General features: G+C 57.9%; 28 protein-coding genes and 2 pseudogenes. 16 read left to right on the top strand and 14 right to left on the bottom strand.

Going from position 1 to position 23,290, the window contains the following annotated elements:
* Nucleotides 1-14: 14 nt before the first annotated feature.
* The 3 genes from AC19YY_RS02695 to AC19YY_RS02705 all read right to left on the bottom strand — a co-directional run bounded on the left by AC19YY_RS02695 (nt 15) and on the right by AC19YY_RS02705 (nt 1,028).
* Entirely contained in the window at nt 15-254 is a 240-nt protein-coding gene (locus AC19YY_RS02695; RefSeq protein WP_179447726.1) for a TIGR03758 family integrating conjugative element protein, read from the bottom strand.
* Complete coding sequence (locus AC19YY_RS02700; protein WP_236361743.1) at nt 251-559, bottom strand: integrative conjugative element protein, RAQPRD family; 309 nt, start codon at nt 557-559, stop codon at nt 251-253. Before AC19YY_RS02700 ends, AC19YY_RS02695 begins: the two co-directional genes overlap by 4 nt.
* A gap of 157 nt (nt 560-716) precedes the next feature.
* Nucleotides 717-1,028: a hypothetical protein gene (locus tag AC19YY_RS02705; RefSeq protein WP_236361738.1), complete on the bottom strand. Its 312-nt coding sequence runs from the start codon at nt 1,026-1,028 to the stop codon at nt 717-719.
* A gap of 680 nt (nt 1,029-1,708) precedes the next feature.
* On the opposite strand from AC19YY_RS02705, the gene AC19YY_RS02710 reads away from it, so the two are divergent.
* Entirely contained in the window at nt 1,709-2,854 is a 1,146-nt protein-coding gene (locus AC19YY_RS02710; protein ID WP_236384480.1) for a glycosyltransferase, read from the top strand.
* Nucleotides 2,851-3,735, top strand: a complete 885-nt coding sequence (locus AC19YY_RS02715) for a glycosyltransferase (protein WP_236361814.1) — start codon at nt 2,851-2,853, stop codon at nt 3,733-3,735. Before AC19YY_RS02710 ends, AC19YY_RS02715 begins: the two co-directional genes overlap by 4 nt.
* A 60-nt stretch (nt 3,736-3,795) precedes the next feature.
* Here the strand turns inward: AC19YY_RS02715 and AC19YY_RS02720 are convergent, their stop codons facing one another.
* Nucleotides 3,796-4,980, bottom strand: coding sequence for an O-antigen ligase family protein (locus tag AC19YY_RS02720; RefSeq protein WP_236361815.1), 1,185 nt, complete (start codon nt 4,978-4,980; stop codon nt 3,796-3,798).
* Between the two features lie 213 nt (nt 4,981-5,193).
* Between AC19YY_RS02720 and AC19YY_RS02725 the strand changes: the two are divergent.
* Both AC19YY_RS02725 and AC19YY_RS02730 read left to right on the top strand, forming a co-directional pair.
* Nucleotides 5,194-5,703: pseudogene (locus AC19YY_RS02725) on the top strand (IS5 family transposase); the annotation flags it as partial.
* A 221-nt stretch (nt 5,704-5,924) separates the two neighbouring features.
* Nucleotides 5,925-7,273: pseudogene (locus tag AC19YY_RS02730) on the top strand (IS110 family RNA-guided transposase).
* Here AC19YY_RS02730 and AC19YY_RS02735 read toward each other — a convergent pair.
* Nucleotides 7,214-7,414 (bottom strand): hypothetical protein, encoded by a 201-nt coding sequence (locus tag AC19YY_RS02735; protein WP_500603947.1) that lies wholly within the window; start codon nt 7,412-7,414, stop codon nt 7,214-7,216. The pseudogene AC19YY_RS02730 and the gene AC19YY_RS02735 overlap by 60 nt on opposite strands.
* Nucleotides 7,415-7,492: 78 nt before the next feature.
* Here AC19YY_RS02735 and AC19YY_RS02740 point away from each other — a divergent pair, with 78 nt between their 5' ends.
* Nucleotides 7,493-7,711, top strand: a complete 219-nt coding sequence (locus tag AC19YY_RS02740) for a co-regulatory protein PtrA N-terminal domain-containing protein (RefSeq protein ID WP_004574529.1) — start codon at nt 7,493-7,495, stop codon at nt 7,709-7,711.
* A 152-nt stretch (nt 7,712-7,863) separates the two neighbouring features.
* Here AC19YY_RS02740 and merR read toward each other — a convergent pair whose 3' ends face one another.
* Nucleotides 7,864-8,283, bottom strand: a complete 420-nt coding sequence (gene merR, locus AC19YY_RS02745; protein WP_004574528.1) for a mercury resistance transcriptional regulator MerR — start codon at nt 8,281-8,283, stop codon at nt 7,864-7,866.
* A gap of 71 nt (nt 8,284-8,354) precedes the next feature.
* Here merR and merT point away from each other — a divergent pair, with 71 nt between their 5' ends.
* The 8 genes from merT to AC19YY_RS02785 all read left to right on the top strand — a co-directional run bounded on the left by merT (nt 8,355) and on the right by AC19YY_RS02785 (nt 12,499).
* Entirely contained in the window at nt 8,355-8,705 is a 351-nt protein-coding gene (gene merT, locus AC19YY_RS02750; RefSeq protein ID WP_004574527.1) for a mercuric ion transporter MerT, read from the top strand.
* Between the two features lie 13 nt (nt 8,706-8,718).
* Nucleotides 8,719-8,997 (top strand): mercury resistance system periplasmic binding protein MerP, encoded by a 279-nt coding sequence (gene merP / locus AC19YY_RS02755; RefSeq protein ID WP_060763512.1) that lies wholly within the window; start codon nt 8,719-8,721, stop codon nt 8,995-8,997.
* A 12-nt stretch (nt 8,998-9,009) separates the two neighbouring features.
* Entirely contained in the window at nt 9,010-9,441 is a 432-nt protein-coding gene (gene merC, locus AC19YY_RS02760) for an organomercurial transporter MerC (protein ID WP_060763511.1), read from the top strand.
* Between the two features lie 12 nt (nt 9,442-9,453).
* Nucleotides 9,454-11,136 carry a mercury(II) reductase gene (gene merA / locus AC19YY_RS02765; RefSeq protein ID WP_060763510.1) on the top strand — a complete coding sequence of 561 codons (1,683 nt, stop codon included), beginning with the start codon at nt 9,454-9,456 and terminating at the stop codon, nt 11,134-11,136.
* Nucleotides 11,137-11,156: 20 nt separating this feature from the next.
* Complete coding sequence (locus AC19YY_RS02770; protein ID WP_230959949.1) at nt 11,157-11,393, top strand: hypothetical protein; 237 nt, start codon at nt 11,157-11,159, stop codon at nt 11,391-11,393.
* A 178-nt stretch (nt 11,394-11,571) separates the two neighbouring features.
* Nucleotides 11,572-11,934, top strand: a complete 363-nt coding sequence (gene merD, locus AC19YY_RS02775) for a mercuric resistance transcriptional repressor MerD (protein ID WP_004574522.1) — start codon at nt 11,572-11,574, stop codon at nt 11,932-11,934.
* Nucleotides 11,927-12,163 carry a broad-spectrum mercury transporter MerE gene (gene merE / locus AC19YY_RS02780; RefSeq protein WP_004574521.1) on the top strand — a complete coding sequence of 79 codons (237 nt, stop codon included), beginning with the start codon at nt 11,927-11,929 and terminating at the stop codon, nt 12,161-12,163. The genes merD and merE overlap by 8 nt, the downstream gene beginning before the upstream one ends.
* Before the next feature lie 123 nt (nt 12,164-12,286).
* Nucleotides 12,287-12,499, top strand: coding sequence for a DUF3330 domain-containing protein (locus AC19YY_RS02785; RefSeq protein WP_004574520.1), 213 nt, complete (start codon nt 12,287-12,289; stop codon nt 12,497-12,499).
* 137 nt (nt 12,500-12,636) lie between these two features.
* On the opposite strand, the gene AC19YY_RS02790 is transcribed toward AC19YY_RS02785, so the two are convergent.
* From AC19YY_RS02790 to AC19YY_RS02805, 4 genes are all read right to left on the bottom strand, one after another.
* Entirely contained in the window at nt 12,637-15,633 is a 2,997-nt protein-coding gene (locus tag AC19YY_RS02790; RefSeq protein ID WP_004574519.1) for a Tn3 family transposase, read from the bottom strand.
* Between the two features lie 3 nt (nt 15,634-15,636).
* Entirely contained in the window at nt 15,637-16,047 is a 411-nt protein-coding gene (locus tag AC19YY_RS02795) for a putative toxin-antitoxin system toxin component, PIN family (RefSeq protein WP_004574518.1), read from the bottom strand.
* Nucleotides 16,047-16,286, bottom strand: coding sequence for a ribbon-helix-helix domain-containing protein (locus tag AC19YY_RS02800; RefSeq protein ID WP_004574517.1), 240 nt, complete (start codon nt 16,284-16,286; stop codon nt 16,047-16,049). The genes AC19YY_RS02795 and AC19YY_RS02800 overlap by 1 nt, the downstream gene beginning before the upstream one ends.
* Nucleotides 16,287-16,509: 223 nt before the next feature.
* Complete coding sequence (locus AC19YY_RS02805) at nt 16,510-16,689, bottom strand: hypothetical protein (protein WP_500603948.1); 180 nt, start codon at nt 16,687-16,689, stop codon at nt 16,510-16,512.
* 806 nt (nt 16,690-17,495) lie between these two features.
* Between AC19YY_RS02805 and AC19YY_RS02810 the strand changes: the two genes are divergently transcribed.
* The 3 genes from AC19YY_RS02810 to AC19YY_RS02820 all read left to right on the top strand — a co-directional run bounded on the left by AC19YY_RS02810 (nt 17,496) and on the right by AC19YY_RS02820 (nt 20,371).
* On the top strand, nt 17,496-18,287 hold the full coding sequence (locus tag AC19YY_RS02810; RefSeq protein WP_223461920.1) for a MoaF C-terminal domain-containing protein: 792 nt from the start codon (nt 17,496-17,498) through the stop codon (nt 18,285-18,287).
* Nucleotides 18,288-18,382: 95 nt separating this feature from the next.
* On the top strand, nt 18,383-19,231 hold the full coding sequence (locus tag AC19YY_RS02815; RefSeq protein ID WP_500603836.1) for a HalD/BesD family halogenase: 849 nt from the start codon (nt 18,383-18,385) through the stop codon (nt 19,229-19,231).
* Nucleotides 19,232-19,366: 135 nt separating this feature from the next.
* Nucleotides 19,367-20,371, top strand: a complete 1,005-nt coding sequence (locus tag AC19YY_RS02820; protein ID WP_500603837.1) for a fumarylacetoacetate hydrolase family protein — start codon at nt 19,367-19,369, stop codon at nt 20,369-20,371.
* On the opposite strand, the gene AC19YY_RS02825 is transcribed toward AC19YY_RS02820, so the two are convergent.
* The 4 genes from AC19YY_RS02825 to tnpA are packed head-to-tail and all read right to left on the bottom strand — an operon-like array spanning nt 20,361 to nt 23,204.
* On the bottom strand, nt 20,361-20,939 hold the full coding sequence (locus AC19YY_RS02825) for a plasmid pRiA4b ORF-3 family protein (RefSeq protein ID WP_034112255.1): 579 nt from the start codon (nt 20,937-20,939) through the stop codon (nt 20,361-20,363). The genes AC19YY_RS02820 and AC19YY_RS02825 overlap by 11 nt on opposite strands.
* A 3-nt stretch (nt 20,940-20,942) precedes the next feature.
* A complete protein-coding gene (gene tnpC, locus AC19YY_RS02830) occupies nt 20,943-22,448 on the bottom strand; it encodes an IS66 family transposase (protein WP_034112254.1) in 1,506 nt (501 codons plus the stop codon).
* A 37-nt stretch (nt 22,449-22,485) separates the two neighbouring features.
* A complete protein-coding gene (gene tnpB / locus AC19YY_RS02835; protein ID WP_020723502.1) occupies nt 22,486-22,830 on the bottom strand; it encodes an IS66 family insertion sequence element accessory protein TnpB in 345 nt (114 codons plus the stop codon).
* The gene (gene tnpA / locus AC19YY_RS02840; protein WP_158243614.1) at nt 22,827-23,204 is read right to left on the bottom strand and encodes an IS66-like element accessory protein TnpA; all 378 of its coding nucleotides are present in this window, start codon (nt 23,202-23,204) and stop codon (nt 22,827-22,829) included. Before tnpA ends, tnpB begins: the two co-directional genes overlap by 4 nt.
* Nucleotides 23,205-23,290: the final 86 nt, after the last annotated feature.

Raw genomic sequence — 23,290 nt, forward strand, 5'->3', positions numbered from 1 at the left:
AATCTCCGATAAAGTCAACTGAGAACAAACGTGGTGAGGATCATGCAAAGCAGCAGAATGCGAACAACCGAGGTTGAAGCAATCGTGCGGTCAAGGTTGCCGGTGGCCCACCCTCGGTAGCAGCTCCAGAGCGCCCAGGCCCCCCACAAAAAGATGATGGCCACAGCAAAGCCGACGAAAAACAGGTAGCTAGCCGAGGCTGGAAATCCTCCCGCTGCTTGAAAGGCCGAGGCTTGAGCGCCGCTCATGCTCATGGCTTATGTCCTTCTGTCGTGTATTGGCCTGACAGCTCAACAGGATCGCGGGGCTGTGCTCGGCTGGGGGTCAGGTAGCCCTCCAGGCCATGGCGAATCCGAGCGATATCGCCTGCCAAACGTTGGTAGTCGAAGAAGTAACGCTTTCCAGGTTCGTCAGCGACTTGAGCGCTACGACGTGCGGTGTCCTCCAGGGCATTTAACTGGCGGATCATCACGTCCAGGTTGGCCTGTTCGGAGGCTGAAGCAGCGGCCGCATAGGAAATAGGCAGGCCGCACCCCAAAAGTACGATGAGGCCTGGCAAGGCAAGTCGGCAAGTGAGTGCAGTGAGGCGCGGATACTGGATCACGGCTGGGCTCTAGTCATTCCTGTTGCCGTCAGCTTGCCGTGATCAATCTATGGTCGCCGCAAGAAAACCATATTCAGGGCTATAAGGATTTCTTCAGACGGTATCGAACCCATCAATCATTGTGCAAAGGGCGTTTAAAGAACAGCAGATAGCCTGTGGGCAAGGCAATGCCGTAGGCCCAGCCTTGGGCATTTTGATTTCCGACTTTGATCTCGCCTCTGACCACGGGTTGAACGCTGATCAGCTCCCAGCCTTCGCGGCCCAGTTGAGCAAGGCGTTGCTGACGCTCTTGATCTTGTAGAAAACCTTGGGTGTCAGGATCGGTCGTGGGCTCTTCGGACTTGAACATGAAGAGTTTTTTGGTTCGGACGATGTAATGAAACGGGGAGAACTCTGTGTGGTATTCGAATGCCTGATGGTTCATGGAAACGGCCTCTAATGGTCTGAACCGTCAGGCTTTCGAAATATTCAGGCAATGCCAATCAGAAACTGGATATGGCCTGCGCGCGATTTTTAAAAACTCTATGGTGAATTCACCCGCACGCTTGGGCTCATGCTACGAGCGACCGTGAAGGCACAAGTATGGGCCAAGATTGATGAGTATAGTGATTTTTGCGTACAATCAAGCGCCGATATTATTTCGTGCGGCTCTTTTCCAATCTGCTCAGAGTGGGGCCGCCGACGTTCAACTGATCATCGGTAATGGATTCACGCACGCCATTGCCAAATGGGGGCAGTACATTGCAATTTTCATGTCCTGAGGCTTTCTGGATGCTACGCGGGAAAATGGCAGCGCTACTGCGCGCAGTTCTAGAACGTTCAGCTACGGTATGAGAGTGTTCTTTTTGCATGTGCCGATGCAACTCGATCATGAAGGAAATTCGGGTTATCTAGGAGTTCCTCTGGCTGAGGTTATACATGAGGCCAGCATCCGCTTAGCCGCTTAACCAGAGCTGCGTGAGCTGTGCCTTTTATTGTTTCGCAGTGCCTATCAGGCCAGAGACGTCAAGCAGTTCTACTGCCTGGCCGTGAGAAGTGATTGGCGCGTGCGATACAAGTTATCCTACGCACGAAAGGCACTTTGTCTTAGGAGGGGCCGACATTATGGCTAAGGTTCTGAAAATCTTGCAACTGCAGACTCGCTATAACGCGGCGGATACCAATTCCGATCTGGGTGAGCAGATTCTACAAGGGTTGTCGGCCGAACGCTTCGACGTGGTCAACGCGTATCTCGAAGGACGACCGTCGGAAGATACTCAGCATTGCGGCCGACGCCAGGTGTTCTTCGAATTCACCGAAAAGGACATGAGTGGTTTGCGCCTCAAGGTGCGCAGGCACTTGCTGGCGTTCTGCCGAGAGGAGGGCTTCGATGTGGTGCTGCTGCACCGCTTCAAGACCGTCAACCTGTTCATGCACCTCAACAAGACGTTGCACATCCCGCGCTGCATCGGTGTGTCTCACGGCTTTGGTGAGTACAACCGCTTCTACCGGCGTTGGCAGGCCATGCGCGCAATCGACGAGTGCTGGGGCTTCGTCGGCGTTTCATCGGCTGTAGCCGATTATCTGATTGCCTTGCGCTGTGGTTTTACTAAATCCAATACGGTCTCGATAACCAATGCCCTGGATATCGATCTGGCTGAATCTCTGCAACTGCCACGGGGGCAGGCACGGCAGGCGTTGGAGCTGCCATCTGACGCGCTGATCATCGGAACGATAGGTCGGCTAGTACCTGTCAAGGGGCATGTGTACCTCATCCGTTCATTCGCTGCCTTGAGTGACGAGTACCCGAACGTAAACCTGTCAATCATTGGTGGCGGCCGAGAAGCCGACAACCTTGCAGCACTGATTGCCGAGTTTGGTTTGCAAGAGCGAGTACATCTCTGTGGTACTCGACCAGATGCCATGCGCTATGTGAAGGCATTTGACGTTTTCGTTATGCCCTCGCTGCAGGAGGGCCTGGGCCTTGCGTTGCTGGAGGGCATGTGTGGTCGTTTGCCAGTGCTCGGATCTGACATTCCAGCGATGCGTCCCTTGCTGAAGGGGGCGGGAGGACGTTCGTTCGCGCCGGGCGATGTGCCCGAGTTGACCGAGCAACTGCGTGCCTGTCTCGCTGACAGCGATGCCGGGCGTGCCGAAGATGGAGAGCGTGCCTATCAATACCTGCGGCGTGAGCACGACATCGAGGATTTTCGTAACAAGTACCGTGCACTCCTTGAAGGTGATCTGCCGGTCGAAGAGGCGTCTAAATGACAGAGGTTAAAAGCGGCTTGCCGCTGGTTTCGGTACTGATTTCCTCCTACAACCATGTTGACTTCATCGAGGCCAGCATCCGAAGCGTCTATGCCCAAGATTATCCTAACATCGAGCTGTTGGTGGTCGACGATGGCTCGCGTGACGACAGCGTTGCAGTGATACGGCGGCTGCAAGAGGAGCTCGGGTTCCATTTCCTGCCTCAGGCGAACAAGGGGCTCTGTACCACGCTCAACGAGATGATCGCCCGCAGCGCAGGCCTCTATATCGCTCCGCTAGGGTCGGATGACCTCATGCTCCCGGAACGTTTGTCGTTGCAGATTGCATTCATGGAGCAGCATCCTGAAACCGGCATCTGTGCTGGTGGTATCGTACTGATCGATGGCGAAAGCAAGCCGTTACCTGACAAGAAGCAGCGCTATCGCCCTGCTCGGCGGCTTGACTTTGATGATCTGTTCATGGACCGCAAGCCTGGGCCGCCTGCCCCGACCTTACTGTTTCGTCGCGAGGCACTCGAGAAGGTTGGTGGTTTCGATCCATCCATTCGCATCGAGGATTATTACGTAGAGCTTCGCATTGCTCATGCCGGATACTTCATCGACATACTGGAAGAGCCGCTTGCCCTGTATCGCTTGCATGGAAGCAATACTTACAAAAATCGCCGGTTGATGATTGAAACCGAGCTCGAAATCTACAAGCGTTTTGAGGATCACCCGGGCTATGGAACCACTCGGTTGCGCTATCTGAATGCGATGTTTGCCAAAGTTGCCGGTGAGGATCGAGCGTTGGCAAGTGAGTTGCTGGCTCAGATCCCTTGGCGGTCGCGTAATCTCAAGACGCTCAAGGGGCTCTGGCGCTACTGTTTCACGCGGGCAGCCTGACATCTGCACCTGGTTTGGCGTTCTTGAACAGTCTGTCCAGTTGTGTAGGGGCGATACGCTTCATGCTTGTGACTGCCTATACCGAATGGAAAGAGCGCATAGCAGAGCCAGCGGTATCCAGATCAGGAACCAGCTTTCATTAGGGCGCGCGAGAAAGCTACCCCCCTCGGTTAGCCCTGCGCACAGCCCGTAAACCAGCAATGCTGAAGCGATCTGGAAGTGTGGCTGTGCACGTAGGCGCAAGCAGCGAAGAAGCGCAAATGTGTACATCAGGCTCCATAAACAGAGGCCAATCAGCCCCAGCTCAAGAAGGACGGCAAGTTCAACATTATGAGGGTCATGCAGCGGGTAGTCGATTCCTGGAATGTTGAATATGAACTTGCTCTCATAGCCTGCGCCAAACCACAGGTGTTGGCCTGCCTGGCGTAACGCATCGCTCCACAATTCAGGCCGATAAGAAGTACCACGGTTCAACAGTATTTCCGGACGGGTCAGATACACAGCGCCTGCTGCTATCAGCAAAGTGCCGACCAGAGTTGTGGCGCGTTTTCTGCTCATAAGTAGCATCCAGACGCTTGTTAGTGCGATGCCCATCAATGGTGTTCTCGAACCTGTGGCAAGCAGTGCTGCAAGTAGCGGCATTGCCATGACTATTGGAAGCCAGTCGTGGCGCTCGTTACGTGATAGCCATGCTGCAATCCAGTAGGTGCATAAAAAACCCAACACGTGAGATGTAAGCAGTGGATTGCGTAAGGCCCCAGTGCCAATTAGTCTTTCTCCAAAAGTACCATTCTGCAGAAACAAAACGACATTGATGAGCCCTGCCAAGGCGCCCAGACCGGCAGCGATGCGTAGTGTTTTCAGCAATAAGGTTTCGCTCTTGAGTGCTATAAGGGTGCAGCCCGTCAAAAGCATGAATACATAAAGAGGTCGTTTGGTTAGACTGGTGACGTCGTCATTGGCCCGCGTCCAGCTCGTGCTGATAAGCACCCAGGCAGTTAATGCCAAAAAACTGAGTATTACTGGCTCGTGCAGAAAAGCCTTTATCTGATCTGGCTTCAGTATGAGTCCCAGCAATGCTGGGGCCGCAAACAGCACGTAATAGAGTTTTTTATAGAGACTGCCGTCACCGACCCAGAACAAACCAGTGAGTAAAACCAGATAACCGAGGACTAGCCAGCGGCCGACGATGAAATTATGTGTCCGAAGGCGTACTGAGGGTTGTTGTAAGTGGGATCCTGGCACTAGAGTTTTCCATCGTATTGAAAATAAGCCCCATCTTAATGCATAACTGGGTAACCTCCGAAAATTAGTATCCGTCAGAAGTGGAAACTTTCTTCTAATCGGGTCAAGAAAATTTTGCCTTAAGGAGACGCCGCAAAAATAGCCAACCGTCCCAGCCGTTGGCACACTGAGCCCCTCAACCAGCCCCCCCTCTCCGTGAGCCTTGTTACGCACATGCAGAAGACCTTCTCCGAACTCGAATACACCGGTAAGAAAAAGCGAACGCGCCGCGATCGCTTCCTGGCTGATATCGAGCAGTTGGTGTCCTGGGCACAACTGGAGACCCAGGTGGCACCGTTCTACGGCGACACTACAGGCAAGCGAGGGCGCCCTGCGATTGGGTTGTCCCGCATGCTGCGCATGTATGTCGTGCAGCAGTGTTTCGGTTTCTCCGATGAAGGTACCGAAGATGCCGTCTATGACAGCCAGGCCATTCGTAGCTTTATGGGCATAGACCTAGGCCGTGAGTCGGCACCGGATGCCACCACATTGCTGCGATTCCGCCGATTGCTGGAAACCCATCAACTGACGCGGGTGCTGTTTGAAACGATTAACCAGCATCTGGCCAGCCAAGGTCTGCTGCTCAAGGAAGGAACCATTGTCGATGCCACCCTGATCGCCGCGCCACCCTCAGTCAAAAACCGGGAAGGCAAGCGCGATCCTGAAATGCATCAGGCTAAAAAACCGCCTCCCCGGCGCTCCGCGGCCCATTGGGCTAGAAACACTACGTACTACACTTACATTTCTGGACAGTGGTCGCTGGCTTTTTGGAGGCTAAGTCCCCGTCAAAAAACTTGACCCAGGGGAAGCTGCGGACCCGTTAGTGGTGGCGCTTTTATGACCCCGTTTAGGAATGTGATTTGATCCGAGTCCCCGTCCAGTCCTGCCCTTGACTGGAGGTGCGTATGAAAAAGTCTGACTCAAAAACCAGAGGGTTACCGGTAATTAATACTCGAGCGGCCGGCATTGATATTGGCTCACGCTTTCATGTTGTCGCCGTCCCAGCGGATCTCGCGCAAGATCCGACTCAAACCTTTAATGCCTTCACCGCTGATCTTGAGCGGATGGCTAACTGGCTGGTGAGCCTCGGCATCTCAACAGTTGCCATGGAATCGACCGGCGTATATTGGATTCCGGTTTACGAGATACTCGAAACGCACGGACTTCATGTAGTACTTGCCAATGCCCGAGATGCTCGCGCAGTGCCAGGGCGTAAAACCGACGTGAATGATGCGCAGTGGATTCAACGACTCCATTCCTGCGGATTGCTTCGAGCTAGCTTCCGTCCAGATCGCGAAATCTCGGCTTTACGCAGCTATTTAAGATTGCGAGAGCGCCACCTTGACTACGCGGCCGCGCATATTCAGCACATGCAAAAAGCCCTCACGCATATGAATCTGCAACTGCACCATGTTGTGGCAGATGTTACCGGAGTGACCGGCATGCGAATAATTCGGGCTATTGTGGCCGGAGAGCGAAGCCCGTCAATATTGGCCTCCATGAGCGATACCCGCTGCAAAGCCGGTATCGATGTCATTGAGGCTGCGCTAGTCGGCAACTATCAACCGGAGCATATCTTTGCCCTGTCACAAGCACTGACGATGTATGACGCGTACCAAGCGCAGCTCCTCATCTGCGATCAGCAAATTGCACAAGTGCTCATCAAGCTTTCGCAGGAAAAGGTGCGTCCGTCAGAACCATTACCTAAACCGCGCCATAAAACTCGGCAACCCAATGCGCTTAACTTCGATGTACGCACCTTGCTCTATCAGTTGGTCGGTGTAGACCTCACGCAAATACATGGCATTGGCCCCTTTTTGGCACTTCGGCTGGTCGCCGAATGCGGTACAGATCTGAGCCGATGGCGCACTTGTCATCATTTCACTTCGTGGCTGACGCTCGCGCCGGGATGTAGGATCAGTGGAGGTAAGGTGCTTTCCGCTCATACTCGGAAAACCAAGAATCGAGTGACCGCCCACCTGCGCTTGGCCGCTGTCACAGTCGGGAGAACGAGTACTGCGCTTGGGGCCTTCTATAGACGCCTTGCAGCTCGAATCGGAAAAGCCAAAGCAGTCACCGCGACCGCCCGAAAAATTGCGATTTTATTCTATAACGCGATGCGTTTCGGTATGAACTATCAGGACCCCGGAGCAGACCAGTACGAGCCAGATATCGGGAGCGAGTCGTAAAGGGTCTACATCGCCGTGCTGCCGAATTTGGTTTCACTCTTCAGCCAACAGAGGGTGTTTCTTAGGAAGGCAATCAGTGGCACTTCGGGATGAAGGCCCACGTGCGACCTGAAAGTCGCTTGAATTTGGGGTTTGGGGAGCAACGGAACAGAAAGTGCACTTAAGCCCTGCCATTTCCTCTCAGCGCCATAATCCAGGACCTTCATCTCCATCTCTCCTTGATTCCGTACTTAACTACGGAGATAGAGTCGGCTCGTGGGTAGAAAACCCGAGAGGAGGCTGTTATGAAATACCTAAGACTACTGCTGATAGTTGGTGCGACTCTGCTGTCATCCACCGTATGGGCCGAGAGCGGGAGCGACCGTTCAATCGAGCGAATCGCCGCTATGCGCGACAAGGCTGAGGCGGCCTTGGTGGCGGAAACCGCCAAGAAGATTGAGCAACTGGGGGCCACGGCGGCTGGCCGGGTCGAGGCGCAGCCCGGCTGTCCGCCTGCAAAGTAGAACATGAGCTGCTGATGCAGTACTAACCTGTGGCCTATGCAAGTGCTCCTTTGGCCATTCAGCGGCGCTCAATGAGCGCCGCTGTTTTGCCAAGCGCAAGCCGACCCCGGAGGTGCCTCACGCATCGGGAAATCCTCGGTTAACGCGCGGAGTCAGCGCAGTTCCTTTTCCCCCTGCAGCGAAACGATCAGCGGACAGGAAACCGTCCCGTGGCTCGCACAACAATCGTGAACCAGCCGCGCCAACACCGACTCGATCCGCCGCAGATCCGCGAGTTTCCCCCGCACATCCTCGAGCTTCTGCTCGGCGAGCACGCGCGCTTCGTCGCAGTGAGCGCCGTCATCCAATCGCAACAGCCCGGCCACCTCATCGAGGCTGAAGCCCAGTCGTTGCGCGGATTTGACGAATTTCACCCGGGCCACGTCCGCCTCGCCGTAGCGGCGAATGCTGCCGTAGGGCTTGTCCGGTTCGGGCAACAGCCCCTTGCGTTGATAGAACCGGATGGTTTCCACGTTGACCCCGGCCGCCTTGGCGAAGGCGCCGATGGTCAGGCTTTCCACAGTGTTTTCCATACTGCTTGACTCCGTACTTGACTACGGAAGTAACCTTAAACCATCGCTCACATGCTCGAAAGGAGAAATGCATGTCTGAACCATCAAACGGGCGCGCCCCTCTTGTCGCCGGGGGGCTTGCGGCGATTCTCGCCTCGACTTGCTGTCTTGGGCCGCTGGTTCTGATCGCACTGGGATTCAGCGGGGCCTGGATCGGCAACCTGACCGTGCTGGAACCTTACCGCCCGCTCTTCATCGGTGCGGCGTTAGTCGCGCTGTTCTTCGCCTGGCGACGCATTTTCCGCCCGGCTCAAGTCTGCAAACCGGGTGAGGTCTGCGCCGTGCCCCAGGTACGCACCACCTACAAGCTGCTGTTCGGGCTGGTAACGGCCTTGGTGCTGGTCGCGCTCGGCTTCCCCTACATCCTTCCCTTGTTCTACTGATCAGGAGTCCGCCATGAAAAAACTGCTTGCATCCTTCGCCCTCGCCACCCTAGTCGCCGCACCTGCCTGGGCGGCCACACAGACCGTCACCCTGTCGGTGCCGGGCATGACCTGCGCCGCTTGCCCGATCACGGTGAAGAAGGCGCTGACCAAGGTCGAGGGCGTGACCAAGGCCGAGGTGAGCTATGAGAACCGCGAGGCCATCGTCACCTTCGATGATGCCAAGACCAATGTCCAGGCGCTGACCAAGGCGACCGAGGACGCCGGCTACCCGTCCAGCGTCAAGCAGTAGGCGGGCATTCCGATGGCAAACCCTTTCAATTTGTTCACGCGGATCGGTGACAAAGCCGGGTCCGTTGGCGTGCTGATTTCTGCCATAGGCTGTGCCTCGTGTTTCCCCGCCCTTGCCGGTCTGGGGACCGCGATCGGTCTGGGCTTTCTGAGCCAGTGGGAAGGCCTGTTCATCACCACGCTGCTGCCGTTATTTGCCGGGCTGGCCCTGCTCGTCAATGCCCTCGGCGGGTTCAGTCACCGGCAGTGGCGACGCGCTGCGCCTGGCCTGATCGGCCCGGCCCTGGTGCTGATAGCGGTGTATTTGATGCTGGCTCACGGCTGGCGGAGCGGCTGGCTGCTCTATATCGGCCTGGCCCTCATGTTTGGGGTGTCCATCTGGGATCTCGTGTCGCCCGCCCACCGCCGTTGCTCCCCGACGTCCTGTCCGACTCCGCCAAAATGAAGGAATAACACTATGACCAAACTACAAATCGTCGGCATGACCTGCGCCTCCTGTGTCGAGCATGTGAAAGAGGCCTTGGAGAAGATCCCCGGCGTGCATCGGGCGGATGTTTCCTACGCCAGCGGGAAGGCCGAACTGAAGGTCGACGAGGGCGTAAGCCGTGAACAGATGCAGGCCGCCGTCGAGGCCCTGGGGTATCGAGCGGCGTTCGAAGACGCCACGGCACCTACCCGCTCAGGCCTGCTCGACAAGGCGCGGGGCTGGTTGAGCGGCAGCATTGGCGCCGGGAAAGATGGCGACAGGCTCCACGTGGCGGTCATCGGCAGCGGTGGCGCCGCCATGGCGGCCGCGCTCAAGGCGGTGGAAGGCGGTGCGCGCGTCACCCTGATCGAGCGCGGCATCATCGGCGGCACCTGCGTCAACGTTGGCTGCGTGCCCTCCAAGATCATGATTCGCGCCGCGCATGTGGCCCATCTGCGCCGCGAGAGCCCGTTCGACGCCGGACTGTCCACCACGAGCCTGACCGTCCTGCGCGAGCGGTTGCTCGCCCAGCAACAGGGTCGTGTCGACGAACTGCGCCACGCCAAGTACGAAGGCATTCTGGAGAGCACCCCGGCCATCAGCGTGCTGCGTGGCACCGCCCGTTTCCAGGACGGCCACACGCTCCGCGTGGAACTGGCCGAGGGTGGCGAGCGCATCGTAGCCTTCGACCGCTGCCTGGTTGCCACCGGCGCAAGCGCGGCCGTTCCACCGATTCCAGGGCTGAAAGACACGCCGTACTGGACCTCAGACGAGGCGCTGGCGAGCGACACAATCCCTAAGCGGCTCGCCGTGATCGGCGCCTCCGTAGTGGCGGTGGAACTGGCGCAGGCCTTCGCCCGGTTGGGTAGCGAGGTCACGATCCTGGCACGCAGTGCGATGTTCTTCCGCGAAGACCCGGCCATCGGCGCGGCGGTGACAGAGGCCTTCCGTATGGAGGGCATCGAAGTGCTGGAGCAAACGCAAGCCAGCCAGGTGTCCCACGCCAACGGGGAGTTCGTACTGACCACCAACCATGGTGAGTTACGTGCCGACCAACTGCTCATTGCCACCGGGCGCTTGCCGAACACCCAGGGCATGAATCTGGACGGCGCCGGCGTGAAGCTGGACAAGCGCGGTGGCATCCAGATCGACCAGGGCATGCGCACCAGCGCAGCGGATATCTATGCGGCCGGCGACTGCACCGACCAGCCGCAGTTCGTCTATGTGGCGGCTGCTGCTGGCACCCGCGCGGCAATCAACATGACCGGCGGCGAGGCAACGCTCAATCTCGACGTCATGCCGGCCGTGGTGTTTACCGATCCGCAAGTGGCCACCGTCGGCTACAGCGAAGCCGAAGCGCACCACGCGGGGATCGAAACCGACAGCCGCACCTTGACCTTGGACAACGTGCCGCGCGCGTTGGCCAACTTCGACACGCAGGGTTTTATCAAACTGGTCGCCGAAGCGGGTTCCGGCCGATTGCTCGGCGTGCAGGCGGTGACTGCGGAAGCGGGTGAACTGATCCAGACGGCGGCTCTTGCCATTCGCAACCGTATGACCGTGCAGGAACTGGCTGACCAGTTGTTCCCCTACCTGACGATGGTCGAGGGCCTGAAACTCGCCGCACAGACCTTTAACAAGGACGTCAAACAATTGTCCTGCTGCGCAGGGTAATGAGAGAGCGAGGTTGAAGCATGAGCAACACGGCAGGCGAACTCGGTAGGTGCGACAGCCTACGCAAGACATGGCAGGTGGTCAGCTTCTGGGGGCTGCCTGCCGTCGTGGCGACGATAGCAATTGTTCTGGCGGATCGACGCCCTGCGTTGTTCCTGGCAGCAAACGCCGCGCTGGTCGTGATGGGCGGCGCCTGCCTGGTCAACGCCGCGCGCTGTCGCCGCCTGCACTGCTACATCACGGGCCGTATTTCCTGATGCTCGCGCTGGGTGCGCTGCTGGCTTATGGGTTTGCCCCAAACGGCGAGTATCTCTCCCGGCTGTGGTTGCTCCTGGCACTAGGGGTTACGCCATTGCTCATCTGGCTACCTGAACGCCTAGCCGGAAGGAAATATCTGAGCGCCCTAGTTTGCGGGGAAGACCGGGAGTGTCGGTGATGAATGCCTACACCATATCCAGACTGGCCGAGGACGCGGGCGTCAGCGTGCATGTGGTGCGCGACTATGTGCTGCGTGGCTTGCTGCACCCCGCGCGGCGCACGGAGAGCGGTTACGGCATTTTCGATGAGCGGTCCCTGGCGCGTCTGCGCTTCGTGCGCGCCGCCTTCGAGTCTGGTATCGGGCTCGACGAATTGGCACGGCTCTGCCGGGCGCTCGATGCGGACGATGGCGCCGACTTGATCGGCTGCGTCGAGTGCCTGCTCCGGCTAGTCACGGCACGGCAGGCGGCCTTAGCCGCAGTGGCAACCCAGCTGGCCGGGCTGACTCATTGCGCCGGCGAAGGTTCTGCCTATGCGTAACGCCGATCACGTTGAGTCAAGCAAGGTCTTCCGCTGGCGTGCTTACACCTGGGGCGTGCTCGCCGCGCTCACCTGCCCTTGCCATCTGCCGGTGCTGGCATTGCTGCTTTCGGGGACAGCGGCCGGCGCGTTCGTCAGCGAGCAGTGGAGCCTCGCGACGCTCGTGCTGGCGGTTTTCTTCATCCTCTTCCTGCGAGCGGCATTGCAGGCCTTTCGGAAGCGACCGTGACCCGCTCGGAGCACGGCGCGACCACCACTGCCGAGTTGGGCAGGGAGGCTGCAGGTCGATCGGCGCTCAGTCACGGGGGGAAAGCGTTGCTAGGTTTTCTTGGACGATGGAGGAACCCCCATCATGAACACAAACAACACCTCCACCATCAGCTGCTGCGAATGCTGCAAGGACATTCCCCTTGACGCCGCACTGACGCCGGAAGGTTCCGAGTATGTCGTGCACTTCTGTGGCCTGGAGTGCTATCAGCGTTTCATGTCGCGAGCAGATAAGAGGGCGGCATCCGAGCCTGATCACCCCTGCACACAAAAGGTCAGTACCCGTCAGGACGGCTAATTCGCGCTGCACCGGAAAAGTGGCTCTTGCTGGTCGCAGAAAGCGTGAGCCCGAGGACTCCGTCAGTCGCAATCCGTCTGAGCTGGAAGTGGCATCGAGTGCGGTGCCCGGCCGATTTCGAACCCAGGCCGTTACACCTACTGGTCGTCGTCCGGATTGCGCAGCGGCCGCAGTTCGCCGCGGGTAACCTCTTCCGGCACCGCGAAGGAGTAACGGCCCAGCATGTTGATGTGCTCGTGGATCAGTGGCGAGAGCCGCGCGACATCCTCCTCCAGCACCGGGTAGCCGTGCTGCCTGAGCCGTTCTACGGCCGCCGTCATGTAGAGGGTGTTCCACAGCACGATGATGTTCACCACCAGGCCGAGGGCGCCGAGCTGGTCCTCCTGGCCTTCGCGGTAGCGCTGGCGCAGCTCGCCGCGTTTGCCGTGGAACACGGCGCGGGCCAGGCTGTGCCGGCCTTCGCCCCGGTTCAGCTGGGTCAGGGTGGCGCGGCGCTTGGACTCGTCGTCGATGTAGGTCAGGGTGTGCAAGGTCTTCTCGATGCGACCGAACTCAGCCAGCGCCTGGGCCAGGCGGGTGGGACGATCCCCTGTTTGCAGGGTGCGCATGATGCCGGTGGCCGGCACTCGGCCGAGCTTGAGCGAGCCGGCCAGGCGTAGCAGGTCGTCCCAGTGCTCGGCGATCAGATCGAGCTTGACCGACTGCCGGGCCAGGCCGTTGAGTTTGCCGTAATCCGCCTCCGGGCGCGTGCGCCAGAAACGGGTACCGCCGACGTCGGCCAGGCGCGGGCTGAAGTGGTAGCCGAGCAGGCGGAACAGCCCAAACACCACATCGCTGTAGGCCCCGGTGTCGGTCATGATCTGCGTCGGCTGCAACTCGGTCTGCTGTTCCAGCACCACGGCCAGCAGCACCAGGCTGTCGCGCAGGGTGCCGGGCACGGTGATGGCGTTGAGGCCGGAGAACTGATCGGAAATCAAGTTGTACCAGGTGACGCCCCGGCCGGTGCCGAAATACTTCGGGTTGGGGCCAGCATGCACGGTGCGCACCGGTACCACGAAGCGCATGCCATCGGCGGAGGCGACCTCGCCGCCGCCCCAGACCTGGGCCAGCTCCAGTTGGCTCTGCGCCCCCACCAGAATGGCGTTTGCCACTGACAGCGTGTCGTCACGGATATAGTTCTGGCTGACCCAGGACAGCCGGTCGCGGCGTAGCGCCTGATTGTCGGTGCGGATCAGCGGCTCCAGGCCGGTGTTGCAGGCCCCACCCAGCAGCACCGCGCAGAGGCTGGTGACCAGGTTGTCGGCCCGCGCATTGCGCTCGGACACATGGGTGAAGGCCTCGGCGAAGCCGGTGCGAGCGGCGATTTCCAAGAGGATTTCCGGCAGATCGACACGCGGCATCAGATCAGCCACGGCTGCTCGCAGTTGCAGCAGCGAGTTCGGCTCCTCCAGCTTGTCCAGTGTGCCGAGCGAGAGCTCGGTCTTGCCCTCGGCGTTCTCGCTCAGCTGGATCGCGGGGTTGTCGGGTAGGCGGGCCGCGACCGCCTGCCAGGTCGCATCCAACTCGGCGCTCAGCGCATCCAAGGTGGTGCCGGCGTCAATGGTCAGGCCCAGCGAGCGGCAGATGATCGGCCGCGCCGCCAGCCATTCGGCACCGTCGAGCAGGCCGAGACGCGGGTCGGCATAGCGCCAACTGGGCGAGACGAACACGTCGCGCCGGCGCAGGGCCGTGCGCAGCGCATCGAGCGTGCAGAACACATAGGCGCCCATGTCGAGGGAGCCATCCTCGCGGGTAATGTGCTTCTGCCAAGCCTTGGCCACGATCTCCTGCGGCGCGTCATCCTCCGGTTTCCGGCGGGGCAGGTTCAGCTGCAACCAATCCAGGCCGGCGACCACGCCTTTGCCGGCCGGGCTGAAGCCGAAGCGGATGTGCTTGAGCAGGTCGGGCAGGAAACGGCGCACACTGCGGTAGCGCGCCTCCAGGGCGAGAAAATACACATCGTCAACCGGGCGGATCAGCGCATTGACATCTTCCAGGGCTTTCTCCAGCGAGGCCCTCGGCAGGTCGTTGAACAGCCGGGCGCGCACGTTGTCATCGCTGATTGAGCTGTCCAGCACGACCTTGCACGCGGCGGCGAGCGTCGCCGCCGAGCGATCCAGGTCTTTCAGGCTGCGCATGCGGGCTTTCTTGTCGGCCTTCTCCGCGTTGCTGAACAGGTCGCGTAACAGCGCTTCCAGGACCTCCAGGGCGTCGTCGTGCGCGGTGGCCTCCAGGCACAGGGCGAACGCCACCAGTGTCGCCATCCGCCGCGACGCCGGCAGCCGGTTGATCGCCGTGACCTTGGCGGTGTTGGCGAAGCGAGCCAGGGCCGCGATACGGCTGGGCGGGATGTGCGCCGCCGCTGGCAAGGCGATGCCGATGCCGCGCACGTCATCAAGCCGGCGCAGCGCCCGAATCAGTGCGGGGCCACTGACCATCACCGGGCCGGAGCGCAGTTGATCCAGCCGGGAACTGCGGTTGCCTTCGGCGACCAGCAGCAAGTCCTGTAGCTGCTGCCGTTGCGCCTCGCTCACACTGCGGCCAAGGGTTAGCCAGAGGCGTTCTTCGACCCGGCTGCGCAGTTGGGCGATGAACCGTTCCAGAACGGTGACGCCGGGCAGTAAAACCTTGTGCGTCAGCAACCAGGTCGTCGCCCGATTGAACAACTCGCCAGGACGATCTGTCCCTGTCCAACAGAGCGCATACAGCCAGCGGGCAAGTCGAAAGCCGACGCTGGAATCAGCAAACACCCGATAGCCGTAACGCTCCTGAATCTCGGCGGCATGACGTTGACGTTGGCGGGTTTCGGCATAGGCCAGGATACAAGTTGGATCGGTAATGCCTAACTGGCGACTGAGCGCTTGCAGCACCTCTTGGGGGACGGCTGAAAAGTCGTCGGGAAAAGTGCCCAGGTAGCGGATGCTGGTCAGTTGGGTGGCGTAGCCAAGGCGGTTGTGTTCGCCGCGCAGCGGTAGGAGGATTTTGTGGTCGTCGTCGCTCAGGTGGAAGTAGCGTTCCAGCTCCTCACGACTGGGGGCATCGACATAGCGGCCAAAACCGTCGCGTTGCTCCTGGGTCAGAAAACCGACCGGCATCGATCACAGCACCTCGGCGCAGAACACGGCGGGCGTGACAATCCGCGTGCGTTCGATGTGCCCGCGTTGCAGCAGGCCGGCGCGGCGATCACCGGTCACCAGGTAGTCCGCATCGCCTGCCAGGGCCATGGCCAGCAGAAACGAGTCATCCGGATCATCGGCTTCGACCTCGATGGTCAGACGCTCCAGTACCACAGCCCGTTGCAGGTTATTGATCATGGCTCCCACTTTGGCGGGCTGAAGGATGGCCTGGAGCTTGGGGTAGCGGCTGGCTCGGCGGATTTCATCGAGCTGCATCCGCGAGGTCACTACCTCGAAACGCGCCGCCCGCCAGGCACGGTAGATCGCATCGGGCGCGCCATGCGGCGAGATCAGTGCGCTGAACAGGATGTTGGTATCCAACACGACCCGCATCAGCGCTTACGTGCCCAGTCGAGCGCTTCGTCAACCGCTTCGGTCAGCTCTGCCTCGCTCAGATGGGCATTAGCGGCCTTGGCCTGTTCGGCCGTCAGTTCCAGGATGTGGGCCCGCACCGCCTCTTCAATGAAGCGCGACAGGTCGCCTTTCCGGCCACCGCCCTGGCTGGCCAGAAACATCCGAAGCGACTGGTCGGTGTCGGCCGAGACGGCGACATTCCAGCGAATCGTATTCATGGCGTTCCCCGCTAGTAGGTGTTTGTGTGTTTATACGCCAATCACAAAGGGCTATGCAATGGTTCAAAAAAACCTTCGTTTTGCCGAACTTTAAGTGGACAGGAATCGGCTGGTTAACCTACCTGCGCTACGGTTCAAATAACTGGTACGCTTAATCAAAGTTCAACTATTACTAACGTAGTCGAGTAAACGGGGTTGTACGCCGGAATCCCAGAAATTTCCGTCAGCCCAGCTCCAGTCCCGCCACGAGCGCATCCAGGTCGATGAACTTGCCGTCAGTCTGGAAGGTGTAATGCCCGTTCAGCAGGATGTGCCGCCAGGCCGCTGGCGACATCTGCGTGATCAACGCCAGCGCCTTGGCATTGCCAGCTGCCTCGTACTTAGGGATGCTTCTAACCGGCATGATTAATATTTTTCTCCTGCGCAGGTACTCCGCCTTTACGGTGTTACATCGCACGCTCCAGGTTCACTTCGTATTGACAGCGATCCTATTGGTTATATGTCTTACGTCAGCAAAACTTTTCTTGATCATTTTTCCATTGTGCGGGGCAATTTGGAGCCTAGGTTTAGTCTGGGGGAACGTGATTGCGCTGGCGATGGAACACGGCGAGGGACGTCACGGTGCGGCTTCTGCATTATTCGGCGTTATGCAATATGCCGTCGGTGGTTTGGCGGGCGTTTTGCTAGGGCTGTTGTCGAGCCATGAACCGTGGACAATGGCGATGTTCCTCACTCTTTGCGCTGCAGCGGCCTGCTTGGCTATGCACGGTGCTCACCGGGCGCCGCAAGAGCGAACCTCTAACACCCTACAGGCTGACTAAAAAGACACAGGGCCAATGACTCGCTAGGTGCCCGCGCAGACGTTGCTATGACTCGATCCCCGCCCCCATTTATTTACTCCACCATCACACCGTTTTTTCGTGTGCATCTCGACACGCGCGTGGATAACAGTTCGTGCTTCTGCTGAGGGGCCCAAGGATCTTGTTGTTGCAGTGGGTTTGGGATTCATTGAAGTTTATCCGTAGAACGATCGTTCAACGTGTCGAGACGCTGGGATTGCTGCTGCTTCGGTATCAGGTTCCTCTGAGGACGGCCAATCCAAAGGCTGTTCGGTAACGTGCCGTGTCACCCGATTCAGTGACTACTGTGGTTAGCGCGTGAGCGCGATGCTGTGGTCATCTTCAGCGACAACACAACGAGAGAATAAAGATGAGCACTCATACCGACGGCTACCGTGCCCCAAGCGAAGTGACCATGGCCGAACTTTTCCCCAATCACGATGGTTTACGCCCTCTCGCAGTGGGTGACCTGATCGGCCGCCAAATTGATGTCAGCTTCGAAGAAGGTTCACAGGTCTCCCTAACGTTCACTGCAGATTCTGTGAGCATTGATGTCTCTAAATATGGATCGTGGCTATTCCTTGCGGGCACTCTCCCTTGTGAAGTCATTCCCGTTCGCGCCGACTGTCTTGCCGCCACGATTCACGACGGCCGAAATCATGCGAGTTATCTCGTGTTTTTCGATTTTTCCGAATCCCGCACCTTCGTCACTCGAACTCAGATGTTGGCCGGCCCATCGGGTGTAGGAGAAAGCACACGATTCTTCCAAGGTGGAATCAATGGTGCCTCCTACACGCCATTTGAAAAAAGTTCTGACCTAGTCGGTAAGCGTGTCTATTGGCGTTACAGTGAAAGCCATCAATTTGAACACATTTACATCGAGCCTAACCGTTACTGCTGGCATGGTATTACCGGCCCAGAGGCAGGCATGGGCGGTGTAGAACCATGCTCGACTTACAAGGTTGGAGATGACCTGTATTTGTTTTCCTGGTCCGACGCGTCAGTTGCGTTCAACGGCAGCGTTTTGGTGGACACCAAAGGGGAGGGCATAAGCTCCTGCGGTCGCCTGTTTGGTTGGGAGCGTGCTGAACAACAAGGCTGGCAATTGGTCATTGGTGCTGAAGGTATGTTGCTCAATGAGACTACATACCCAGGCCATTGATTGATTAAGTCAGACCTCTATTTTTTCCTTGTCGACGCTAACGGAAAGCTGCGAAGTGCAGTTTGACCATGCCAATAAAAAAAGTGAGCACGATGATGAGCTTTTTACCCGAACAGCTGATCGATCTTGACCGGTATCCGATTCACGATCTGCAAAGCGAAGCCGGCCAGGCGCTGATCAAGCGCTGCCGCCAAGAACTCGAAGGAATGAATTCGTGTGTATTGCGCGGTTTCATCAAGAAGGACGTTCAAGAGCAATTAGTTGCTGAGGCCCGTCAGTTGGCTGAGCAGGCATTCTATTACGAAAAATTCGGTCTGAATTGTTATCGGACCCAGGACGATCCACGTTTCCCGAAAGATCATCCTCGTCGGTTGTTCTATGACGTGAAAGAAGGCGTCGTTGCGTATGATCTGTTCTCTGTGGAATCTATGCTTCGCCGGGTTTACCAATGGAAGCCGTTGGCAGATTTTTTGGCGAAAGCCTTTGATAAGCCTGCGCTGTATCCGTTCGACGATCCCTTCCAGGCGTTGAATATAATGGTGATCAATGAGAACGAAGAAGAAGTGGGCATGGGTTGGCACTTCGATGAAAACGAATACACCATCACGCTCATGATGCAGCCACCGGAGCAGGGCGGTGAGTTTGAGTTTGTCCCTAATATTCGAACGCCTTGGGACGAAAATTACCGTGCTGTCCAAAAGGTGCTTCAAGGAGACCGAGAGGGAATCCTGCAGGAAGCGCCTGAATTCGGAATGCTGGCTTTGTTCCGCGGCGGTTACTCATTGCATCGCGTAGCCCCGGTCAAAGGCAAGATCCCCCGCTTGCAGTGCATCGCGACATTCGAGAAAGAGCCAGGCCAAAAAGCCAGCGACCAATCGAGTATCAATATCTACGGCCCTCGAATTCGAGAAGTTCTGCAAGCTGGCAAGAAATCACTCACTTGAAGCGGAGCTACCGGTGTTCGCATCGGTAGCCATCGAACAAAACCCAATCGAATTCATGCGCTGCTTGTCACCTCCTTGGGTGACGGAGGCGGCAAGTTGTCGCCTTTATATTGAGTAATGCGTCGTCGCTGCTCAATGACGATATTGAAATCGACATTTTTCAAAGGCATTGATATGAAACTGGCATCGAAAAAATCGGGTCGTGATGGAAGTTTGTTGGTGGTAAGCAAAAACTTGAAGAAAGCCGTTGAGGTTTCTTCAATTGCACCAACCATGCAGTACGCACTGGATAACTGGAGTGACGTCGAAGCATCACTCAATGAATTGTACAAAGCGTTGAACGCAGGCGAGGTTACCGGGGAGTTTGCTCTAGTTCTCAACACCCTTGCAGCTCCCCTGCCTCGCAGTTACCAGTATCTTGACGGAGCCTGCTACGCCAGCCATATCCAGCGCAACCGAGCTGCCCGAGGCGAAACGGTTCCTGAGGATTTTTTTGAAAAACCGCTGGTGTATCAAGGGATATCTCACGGTTTCATGAGCTGGAACGATCCGATCCGTCTACCAAGCGATGAGCTTGGTATCGACTTCGAGGCTGAAATTGCTGCAGTGACTGGCGATGTGCCGCTCGGTGTGAGTGCAGATAAGGCGTGCGACTACATCCGCCTGTTCGTGCTGCTCAACGATGTTTCCCTACGCTCGTTGATTCCCGCCGAACTCAAACGCACCTTCGGTTTTCTGACTGGCAAGCCAGCGTCAAGTCTTGGCCCGATTGCTGTCACGCCTGATGAGCTGGGAGACCTGTGGGATGGTGAATTGGTCGCCGGCACCATGAAGTGTTGGGTTCGCGGTGAACAGTTTGGCGCTCTTCAAACCGGTATCGATACGCCTTATCACTATGGGCACATGATCGCTCACGTAGCCCAGACTCGCGCATTCGAGCCTGGGACTTTGGTTGGTTTGGGGACTGTTTCCAATGAGGACGAGCGCGCTGGTTGTGCCTGTATCGGGGAATTGCGCGCGTTAGAGACACTTAAGGACGGTCAACCGAAAACCTCCTTGCTTAAATTTGGCGAGACCGTTGCCATGGAGCATTTTGATCGTAAGCGTCCGAGCTACACCGTCTTGCAACTCAAATCTTAATCCGTTTAAACCACTGGTTCACGCGCTCGCACTCAAATGCCGCTGGATCAAAAACATCTCCATACCATTCAACCATCGCGTCATGCTCTGGATGATCGGGGTTGGCCATCGCTTCTAGAAACTCCTCATAGCCAGGCCCGCCACCTACGTCTTCCGGTGGGCAAGCATTGGCGCCGTCGATGCAATACGGAACCTGAGGACAGGCAATAGCAGGTAGCATTTTTTCGACCTTGATACGGTGATGCCAACTGTCACCAAAGTCGTAAAGATAATTAAATGTCCGCTTTCCGTTCAGCGCCTTGATCAGCGTTTTACGGGCTTCCGGGTTCACCGTCGGCCCCCAGCCATCAGGATCGGGAATACCGTAATTCTCACCGGCAATTTCAAACTCATGCAGATGGCTATCACTCCAGCCCATCACGACCTGGATGACATGGTGCAGTTTGCCCAAGGTAATATTTTCAGGCACCGCGAACCGACGCCAGATCGTCGGAGTGATCCACTTCAGCTCAATGTGCAGCAGCAACAAGTCGGAGGCGGGTTTGGGTAAACGGACAGTTTTAACCATGGATCAGGCGGCCTCGCAGTGTTCAGTGTGGTTCAAAGAAATGTTCCAGGGCAGCAACTCGCTCACCCGATTGATCGAGTGTTCGGCAATGCGCTCAAGCACGTAGGTCAGATAGGCCTGTGGATTTAACCCGTTTAACTTGGCAGTGCCCACCAGGCTGTAAATCGCAGCCGCTCGTTCTCCGCCTGCATCGGAACCGGCAAACAGGTAATTTTTTCGACCCAATGCGACGGCGCGTAACGCGCGTTCGGCGGCATTGTTGTCGATTTCGATTCGGCCGTCATTGCAGTAACGCGTCAGCGCCTGCCACCGGTTGAGGGCATAGAGGATCGCACCGCCCAATGCCGATTTTTTCGACAGTTGAGTCAGCGTCTGGTTAAGCCATGCGTGTAGTTGTTCCAGCAGCGGACTGGCCCGGCTTTGTCGAACCGCTTTTCTCTGATCTGGCGGCTGTCCTCGGATCTCGCTCTCGATGGCATACAGGGCCGCAATCCGTTGCAGCGCCTCGCTGGCAAGTGGTGAAGCCTGATCTTTGTAGACATCGTAAAACTTGCGGCGGGCGTGAGCCCAGCAGGCGGCTTCCTGAATGGTGCCTTTAGCATAAAGCTGAGCAAAACCGGCGTAGCCGTCAGCCTGCAAGATCCCGCTGAAACTCTTGAGATGAGCGCGGGGATGTTGCCCCTTGCGATCCGGCGAGTAGGCAAACCATACCGCTGCCGGTGTTGAGTCGCCCGCAGGTCGGTCGTCCCGCACGTACGTCCACAGGCGAGCCGTTTTGGTTTTGCCGTTGCCCGGCGCAAGTACACCAATCGGCGTGTCGTCGGCATGGACTTTATGGCCGCTCATGACATGGCGTTCAAGGGCGCTGATCAGCGGCCTGAGTAATTGACTGCTCTGGCCGACCCAGTCGGCCAGGGTTGAGCGCTCCAGCTCCACGCCCTCACGGGCGTAAATCTCGGATTGCCGATACAGCGGCAAATGGTCAACAAACTTGGAGACCAGCACGTGGGCCAGTAGCCCAGGGCCTGCAAGGCCTCGGGCTATCGGGCGACTCGGTGCCGGCACCTGAGCGATGTGCTCGCAGCAGCGGCAAACCAGCTTCGGGCGAACATGGCGGATCACTTTGAAACGCGCCGGGACGTACTCCAGCACCTCCGACACATCCTCGCCCAAATGGCGAAGTTTCCCACCGCAGCCAGAACATTTTGATTCAGGCTGATGGACGTGAATTTCGCGAGGCAAGTGTTCAGGTAATGGCTTGCGCCGAGAGACAGGGCGAGATGGCGGTTCGGTTGGCGGTGTCAGTTCAGTCTGGCTGACTTGCAACTCTTCAAGACTCAGTTGGAGCTGATCGATCATCGCGTCCAGTTGCTCGGAGCTGCGACCGAACTGCATACGACGCAGCTTGGCGATCATCATTTTCAAACGCTCAATCTCTGCCCGCTGGGCAGAGACCAGAGCCTTCAAGGCTTGAAGATCGTTAGGCAGGGAGTCGGTCGCGAGAGTCATGACCGAATGTTACTTGGGATTTTTTCAGCGTGGCAAGTCAGACCGCGAGGACGGGCGCTGTACGAATTGGCCTGCGCCAATCAATGCCTTCCAACAGCATCGACAACTGCGCAGCCGTCAGCGACACGCTGCCGCTGGTTGCTTGCGGCCAGACGAAGCGCCCTTGTTCCAGCCGTTTGCAAAACAGGCACAACCCGTCGCCGTCCCACCATAGCAGTTTGATCCGGTCACCGCGCCGTCCGCGAAAAGCAAAGATCTGACCCGAGAAAGGATCGGCTTCAAGCTGAGTCTGCACCAGCGCGGCTAAACCGTCGAAGCCACGGCGCATGTCCGTGACGCCGGCGGCGATCCAGATGCGGGTTCCAGCAGGAGGAGCAATCATCGCAGTAACTGCTGCAAGATGAGTTGCAAGGTCTGCGGTTCTGGCGTGCCAGTGATGCGTAGCGTGGCTTTACCCACTTCAACAACCAGCTCGGAATGAAACTCGAATTGAGGCCGGGCGGCTTGCGAGACATCCGGCGACGCCTCGATCACCTGGACAGGCAAAAATGTTGCACTCTGGTTAACCGGGCCGAAGGCTCCTTCCTGATACTGGTGCCGCCAGCGAAACACCAGGTTGGCATTGACGTCATGCTCACGAGCGATCAACGACACGGAGGCGCCAGGCTGAAACGTGGCCTCAACGACCTGGCGTTTGAAGTCCAACGGGAAGTTGGGGCGGCGGCCGGTTCGACGAGCGGGGGCAACTGTATCCAAGATAGTGTCCACTAAAAAATGGTGTCCACTATCTTGGCCAATTTGGAGGGCTGTCAGGAGAGGGTGCTGGCCGGACGGTTACTTTT

Source organism: Pseudomonas sp. MF09156, from assembly GCF_059862305.1.